This window comes from Erythrobacter sp., assembly GCF_040217515.1.
Lineage (GTDB): Bacteria > Pseudomonadota > Alphaproteobacteria > Sphingomonadales > Sphingomonadaceae > Erythrobacter.
The window spans coordinates 25,147-32,500 of the sequence record NZ_JAVJPT010000011.1; the positions used below are offsets into that span (position 1 = coordinate 25,147).

The following is a 7,354-nucleotide window of genomic DNA, read 5'->3' on the forward strand; positions in this document are numbered from 1 at the left end:
GACGGCCTATTCCGCGGCCTCGGCCCGGTCGCCGCGCTCGCTCGCCTGCTGGGCCCACATGCCGGCATACAGACCGCCTTTTGCCAGCAGGCCCGCATGGTCGCCTTCTTCGGCCAGCTCGCCCTGATCGAGCACGAGGATGCGGTCGGCATCGGCAATGGTCGAGAGTCGGTGCGCGATGGCGATGGTGGTGCGTCCACGCTCGATCCGCTGCAGCGTGTCGAGAATATCCTGCTCGGTGCGGGTGTCGAGCGCGCTCGTCGCCTCGTCGAGCAGCAGGATCGGCGGGTCCTTGACCAGCGTGCGGGCGATCGCCACGCGCTGCTTCTCGCCGCCCGAAAGCTTGAGCCCGCGCTCGCCCACCAGCGTGTCGAAGCCGTCGGGCAGGCGTTCGACCAAATCCAGGAGCGCCGCGCCCCGCGCGGCCCGTTCGACCGCCGCCTGGTCCGCATCCTTCTGCCCATAGGCGATGTTGTAGCCGAGCGTATCGTTGAACAGGACCGAGTCCTGCGGAACGATCCCGATCGCCGCGCGCACGCTCGCCTGCTGTACCCTGGCGATATCCTGCCCGTCGATGAGGATACGGCCGCTGAGCGGGTCGTAGAAGCGGAAGAGCAAGCGTCCGATCGTGCTCTTGCCGGCGCCCGAGGGTCCTACGATCGCGGTCGTCGTGCCCGCGCGGACCTCGAAGGACAGGTTCTTCAGGATGGTACGCCCGGGATCGTAGCCGAAACTCACGTTCTCGAAGCGGATCGAAGGCTCGCGCACGATGAGCGCCGGGGCGCCGGGTTCGTCGCGCACCTCGACCTCGGTATCCATGAGCCGGAACATCTCGCCCATGTCGACCAGGCCCTGCCGGATCGTGCGATAGACCCAGCCGAGCAGGTCGAGCGGGCGAAAAAGCTGCATCAGGTACATGTTGACCGCGGTGAGATCGCCGACCGAAAGCGCGCCCTCGCTCCATCGCCACACGACGAAGGCGAGCGCCCCGGCCATCAGCGCATTCGTGATAAAGGCCTGCACGACATTGAGCATGCCGAGCGAATTCTCGGTCTTCTCCGCCGCCTTTGCATAGGCCCGGGCCGAGCGGGCGTAGCGGGCTTCTTCGCGCGATTCGGCGCCGAAATATTTCACCGTCTCGTAATTCAGCAGCGAATCGACCGCGCGGTGCAGCGCCTCCCCGTCGAGATCGTTCATCTCGCGCCGTAATTTCGTGCGCCATTCGGTAATCGCCCGGGTGACGGCGACATAGGCGACCACCGTGATCGCGGTTGCCAGCACCAGTTCCCAGCCGAACAGGGTCCAGAAGATCACCGCCACCGCGACCAGCTCGACGGCGGTCGGCGCGATGTTGAAAAGCAGGAAATAGAGCATCATGTTGATGCTCTTGGTCCCGCGCTCGATTACCTTGGTCACCTCGCCGGTGCGGCGGCCGAGATGGAAGCGGAGCGAGAGCCGGTGGAGGCGGTGGAACACGTCCTCGGCCAGCGTCTGCGTTGCGGTCTGGCCTACCCGTTCGAACACCATCTTGCGCAGATTGTCGAACAAAACCGAGGAAAAGCGTCCGAGGCCATAAGCAATCACCAGTGCGAGCGCAACGAAGCCGGCGCCTTCCATGCCCGTGGGATTGCCGCGCGCGCCCTGCGCCTCGCTCAACGCGTCGACGGCGTTGGAGAATGCGAGCGGAAGCGCGAGCACGACCGCCTTCGCTGCAAGTACGAAAAGCATCGCCCCGACGATCCGCCAGCGCAGCTCGGGATTGTCCTTCGGCCAGAGATAGGGGATGAACCGCCGCAGCAGGTGCCAACCGTCGATTTCGCGCGGATCGGATGAAGAGGGATTGTCGGGGGGCATGTGGAAGGGAATGTGGTCGCACGCAGCGTTTCGGGCAACCCCACCCGCACCGGCCATGCGGCCCGCGTCTAGCGATTGAAGCCGTAGGTGGTCCGGCGCCGCGCGCGCCGCAGGGCCCGGGCGACATCGCGCGGCAGGTCGAACAGGACCCGCTGGGTCGTGAAATCGATCGCCACACGGTCGAATATCTTCAGGTGCTGCATGCCGAGTGATATGACCGGCTCATCCTTGAGCCCGAGCGCTTCGAAGGCAGGCGGATCGGCGAAGGTGAGGGGCACGTTTTTGATCGAGAGGCCCTCGATCTTGAGATCGCGCACAACGGCCAGCTCGCCGACGATGTCGACGCCGTTGACATCGGTCGCAGTGATTTCCTGCGATCGCTTGGCCCGCAGGCGGTCGCGCAGGGCGGTGTTGGCGAGGCTCATCTGCGCGCCGGTATCGATGATGACGGTCGCGCGTACGCCTTCGACTTCGGCATCGGTCAGAAGCAATTGGCCGAGACGGGGTCGGGCGCGCACGACGATGTCGAACCCCCCGCGCGGGCTTTCATCCGCGCGCATGTCCTCGAGCACGATCGTCTGGGCACGGAAATCTATGAGGACTCGGAAATCCTGCAGCGTGTCGAGCCCGATGATCCCGTCCGCCCCGACATAGCCACGATGCAGCAGCGGAGAGACCAGGTCGGTCACCGTGTGGCTGCCCACGGTGAGCGCGGCGACATCGACCAGATCGACCGCTCGCCGGCTCGCCATGCCGACGAGGATCGCGCTGCCCCGTCTCGGCAAAGCGAGGCCGATATTGATTTCGTGCGTGAGCGCAGTCGCCTCGCTTCCCGTGTCGATCATGAAATCGAAAGGGCCCGCCCCGTCGATCAGGACCGGGACCGTAAAGCGTGCGAAGCGCTCTTCCTCGAGCGGGAGGATCTCGGTCCCGGGCCCGGCGAAATCGGGTGCAATCGGACCCTGCTCGAACGGCGGGGCAGGCGGCTCCGCCGCGGGGGTATTCGCCGATGCGGAAACGGCGACGAGGCCGAAAGCTGCGGCAAAACCGGCCAACCGGGTCAATGCGTGCTTCATCCTGTTTCATCCCAGGCACGCGCGCATTCAATAGCGCGGCTCCCACGATGTTGCGGTAGCACGCCGTTGCCGATCGCCCAAATCCGGCACAGGCGTGCGGCGCGCGTCTACCCGGGCGTTGGCAAGCGCCGCGCGCCTGCTAGAGCGGACGGTGTGACGCACAATGCACGCCCCGACCGCCTGATCCAGGTCACGGTGCTCGCCCATAACGAGGAGGCGCGGATCGACGCATGCCTTGCGAGCCTGCCCGTGGGCGAAGAAGGGGTGCACGTCACCGTCGTCGTCAACGGCTCGACCGATCTTACGGCCGCGAGAGTACGCGCCCATGAAGGGGTGGAACTGGTCGAATATGAGCAGGGCGGCAAGGCAAGGAGCTGGAACCGCTTCGTGCTCGAGGCCGGGCGCAAGGCTGATACGTTCGTCTTCGTGGACGGCGATGCCCAGCTCGTGCCGGGCACGGTCGCCGCGCTCTCTGACGCGCTCACCGGGAATCCCCATGCCAATGCCGCCTCGGGCCTGCCGATGAATGGGCGCCGGGCGAAGGCCTATCGGCGATCGATCGCGGCCGAAAGGGGTCTGTTCGGGGATTGCTACGCGCTCGCGGGCGATTTCGTGCGACGGATGCGCGAAAGCGGGATCCGCCTGCCAGACGATATCGTGGGTGAGGACGGGCTGGTGCGCGCCCTGGCCAGCACCGATCTCGGTCCGGAAAGCGAGTGGAGCAGTGCCCGCGTGATCCCGGTCGAGGCGGCCGGCTTCTGGTGCGAGCCCAATGCGCTCGATGCGAAAGGGCTGCGCCAGCAGGCGGCGCGCATGACCAATTATTCCCTGCGGCATTTCCAGAACCGGATCGTAAGCGACATCATGCGCGGGCCGGGGCCGAAGGCGCTCCCGCGCGAACTCGCGGCGCTCTATCCGCAGTATCTGCCGCGCTTCCGCCCCCGGCTCAGCCCGTTATGGTTTGCGTTCGATCGGACGGCATTGGCGCGGATGCGGGCGCGGGTGGAGACTCCTGCGGCTTCTCCCTCCCCGCGGACCTGAGCATCGTCCAGCTGTCGCGAACCACTTGCGGCCAGACGAGGATGAGCGTGGCGAGATAGGCCGCCCCGCCCGTCGGCACGAGCACGGCGAGCCGCCACCACGGCGCAAGCTCGCCCAGCGCCTCGCCCACAGCCCAGACCGCCAGCGCCATCGCTCCGCTTGCCGCGAACGGGGGCAGCAGGGCGCGAGCGAGATCGAGCGGGGCAAGGCCGACGGCGGGAAGCGTCAGCGCAAGCGTGGCCGTGAGCAGTGCCGGGGCCGCGATCCACCAGGCATAGGTGAGGCCGTCGGGGCCCCAGTTTACCCCGACAAGGAAACAGCCCGCGAAGAACACGGCGCCGAGGATCGAGGTCGTGAGATAGATACGCGGTCGCCCCATCGCATTCGTTGCCGGGCTGCACACGATGTGGAGGGCCAATAGCGGCATTGCGATTGCGAGATTCTGCAAAAGCGGTGCCATGCCGAGCCATTTTTCGCCGAACACGGTGGCGACCGTCTCGTGCGAGGTGAGGGCAAGACCGACATAGAGCGGGCAGACCACCAGCGCGACGGTCCGCTGCACGCGCAGGAAATAGGGGCCGAGGCGCTTTCCGGCATGATGCAGCTCGGCATAGGCGGGAAAGGCGACTTCGTTGATCGGCGGCAGGAAGCGGCCGGATACGATCAGCGCCACGAACAGCGCTTCGGAATAAAGGCCGAGTTCGTAGGTCCCGAAAATGCGCCCGGCGATGAAGATGTCGCTTTGGCTCTGGATGATCCAGAAGAACTGGCACAGCGTCAGCGCCCCGCCGAAAGTGATGATCGCGCGCGCGCCGCGAAAGTCGACCGTGGGGAGGGTATAAACGGGCGCGGCAATGCTCAGGGCCAATGCGCGCGCAGCGAAAGCGAGGATTGGGGCGTAGACCAGCGCCCACACGCCCCAGCCGACCCAGGCGAGGACAAGCGCGGTGCTTGCACCCGTGATCGCTCCGGACATGCTCGCCAGCGCCTGCGGGCGGAATGCGAGACGGCGCGAAAGCATCGCCTCGGGCAAAGCTATGAAGGGCACCACAAGAAAGAGCGCGACCTGCACGCGCAGGATATCGACCACCTGGGGCTCGCGGAAATAGGACGCGGCCAGCGGCGCGATCAGCGCCAGCGTCCCGGCGAGCCCTGCGTTCAGCAGAAGCAGCAGGCCGAACACCTGCGCAAGATCGCGCCGACCCACTTCGGCGGCGCGGATTAGCGAGGTGGCAAAACCATAACCGTTCATGAAGGCAAGCGCCGTGACGAGCACCTGGCTCATCGCGAACAGGCCATAGTCCGACGGGTCGAGCAGGCGCACCACGAGAATGGTCGAACTCCAGGTGATGATCTGGGCCGCGACCTGCCCGCCATAGCGCCATGCCACGGCTGAGCGAACGCGCGCGGCAAACCCGGATTCGTCGGTCCGATCCGGCAAGGGCGATTCGTCGGCGGGCGAATCGACAGCGTGCGATTCGGAAGGAGTGCGATTATCGCTCATGCGGCCGGGCTAGCGCCCAAAGGTGAAGATTCCGGCCAATTCCTGCGGTTTTCCAGGCACGGGCCGTTGTCGGGTGACGGAGAGTGACTCGCCGACAAGGCCCGACCGGCCTTGAGGGGGAGCCTTTGCCCGCCTTCATACCGGCACGGGAGGATCCTGCGAAACCCGCAGAAATCTGCGAATGGTGCGCCGACCTGAAATAAAATTGCAAAAAGGCGTTGACCGAATCCGAGGCCACCCATATATGCCCTCTCACCGACGCGGCGCTGACGGTTTCTCACCGGCCCCGCTAGCGTTGGTCGCCAACATAATCGGATAGCCGGTCCCCCGGTGAAAGTCGGGGAAACCTTCGCTGTCCGCTTTTATTGTCTCGGCGGCTCTTTGACATTGTCGGTTTTTGATGAAGGGACATGTGGGCGACGGCGCCCGGTCCGAGGACCTCAAGGCCTCGATAACCGGTTAACCTAAGCCGATTGCCACATCCTTCCGGGCTCCACAGCTCGGTCGTGGTGATGCATGTCCATTCGTATCCATTACGTTTGACAGTGCAGGTATCGGCTCCTTGAAGCTCATGCCAGTCGGGTCGGCGGGGTTTTCCCCGTGCTTGATTGGTGTGTGACACAAACTTGAGAGTTTGATCCTGGCTCAGAACGAACGCTGGCGGCATGCCTAACACATGCAAGTCGAACGAACCCTTCGGGGTTAGTGGCGCACGGGTGCGTAACGCGTGGGAACCTGCCTTTAGGTTCGGAATAACTCGGAGAAATTTGAGCTAATACCGGATAATGTCTTCGGACCAAAGATTTATCGCCTTTAGATGGGCCCGCGTTAGATTAGATAGTTGGTGGGGTAACGGCCTACCAAGTCGACGATCTATAGCTGGTCTGAGAGGATGATCAGCCACACTGGGACTGAGACACGGCCCAGACTCCTACGGGAGGCAGCAGTGGGGAATATTGGACAATGGGCGAAAGCCTGATCCAGCAATGCCGCGTGAGTGATGAAGGCCTTAGGGTTGTAAAGCTCTTTTACCAGGGATGATAATGACAGTACCTGGAGAATAAGCTCCGGCTAACTCCGTGCCAGCAGCCGCGGTAATACGGAGGGAGCTAGCGTTGTTCGGAATTACTGGGCGTAAAGCGCGCGTAGGCGGCTATTTAAGTCAGGGGTGAAATCCCGGGGCTCAACCCCGGAACTGCCCTTGAAACTGGATAGCTAGAATCCTGGAGAGGCGAGTGGAATTCCGAGTGTAGAGGTGAAATTCGTAGATATTCGGAAGAACACCAGTGGCGAAGGCGACTCGCTGGACAGGTATTGACGCTGAGGTGCGAAAGCGTGGGGAGCAAACAGGATTAGATACCCTGGTAGTCCACGCCGTAAACGATGATAACTAGCTGTCCGGGCTCATAGAGTTTGGGTGGCGCAGCTAACGCATTAAGTTATCCGCCTGGGGAGTACGGTCGCAAGATTAAAACTCAAAGGAATTGACGGGGGCCTGCACAAGCGGTGGAGCATGTGGTTTAATTCGAAGCAACGCGCAGAACCTTACCAGCCTTTGACATCCTAGGACGGTTTCTGGAGACAGATTCTTTCCCTTCGGGGACCTAGTGACAGGTGCTGCATGGCTGTCGTCAGCTCGTGTCGTGAGATGTTGGGTTAAGTCCCGCAACGAGCGCAACCCTCGTCCTTAGTTGCCATCATTCAGTTGGGCACTTTAAGGAAACTGCCGGTGATAAGCCGGAGGAAGGTGGGGATGACGTCAAGTCCTCATGGCCCTTACAGGCTGGGCTACACACGTGCTACAATGGCATCTACAGTGGGCAGCTATCCCGCAAGGGTGAGCTAATCTCCAAAAGATGTCTCAGTTCGGATTGTCCTC

General features: G+C 63.4%; 4 protein-coding genes and 1 rRNA gene (1 of these 5 cut by a window edge). 2 read left to right on the forward strand and 3 right to left on the reverse strand.

Going from position 1 to position 7,354, the window contains the following annotated elements:
- Positions 1-6: 6 nt before the first annotated feature.
- Positions 7-1,854 carry an ABCB family ABC transporter ATP-binding protein/permease gene (locus RIB52_RS12565; protein WP_350176047.1) on the reverse strand — a complete coding sequence of 616 codons (1,848 nt, stop codon included), beginning with the start codon at positions 1,852-1,854 and terminating at the stop codon, positions 7-9.
- Positions 1,855-1,922: 68 nt separating this feature from the next.
- Complete coding sequence (locus RIB52_RS12570; RefSeq protein WP_350176049.1) at positions 1,923-2,930, reverse strand: aspartyl protease family protein; 1,008 nt, start codon at positions 2,928-2,930, stop codon at positions 1,923-1,925.
- A 153-nt stretch (positions 2,931-3,083) separates the two neighbouring features.
- Here RIB52_RS12570 and RIB52_RS12575 point away from each other — a divergent pair, with 153 nt between their 5' ends.
- On the forward strand, positions 3,084-3,971 hold the full coding sequence (locus tag RIB52_RS12575) for a glycosyltransferase family 2 protein (protein WP_350176051.1): 888 nt from the start codon (positions 3,084-3,086) through the stop codon (positions 3,969-3,971).
- Here the strand turns inward: RIB52_RS12575 and RIB52_RS12580 are convergent.
- Positions 3,877-5,475, reverse strand: coding sequence for a lipopolysaccharide biosynthesis protein (locus RIB52_RS12580; protein WP_350176053.1), 1,599 nt, complete (start codon positions 5,473-5,475; stop codon positions 3,877-3,879). The two genes, RIB52_RS12575 and RIB52_RS12580, sit on opposite strands and share 95 nt — an antisense overlap.
- Before the next feature lie 622 nt (positions 5,476-6,097).
- Here RIB52_RS12580 and RIB52_RS12585 point away from each other — a divergent pair.
- Positions 6,098-7,354: ribosomal RNA gene (locus RIB52_RS12585) — 16S ribosomal RNA — on the forward strand (it continues 229 nt past the right edge of the window).

Coding starts and splice junctions, on each gene's coding strand:
- RIB52_RS12565 (WP_350176047.1), bottom strand. CDS start 1,854: ATGCCCCCCGACAATCCCTCTTCATCCGATCCGCGCGAAATCGACGGT.
- RIB52_RS12570 (WP_350176049.1), bottom strand. CDS start 2,930: ATGAAGCACGCATTGACCCGGTTGGCCGGTTTTGCCGCAGCTTTCGGC.
- RIB52_RS12580 (WP_350176053.1), bottom strand. CDS start 5,475: ATGAGCGATAATCGCACTCCTTCCGAATCGCACGCTGTCGATTCGCCC.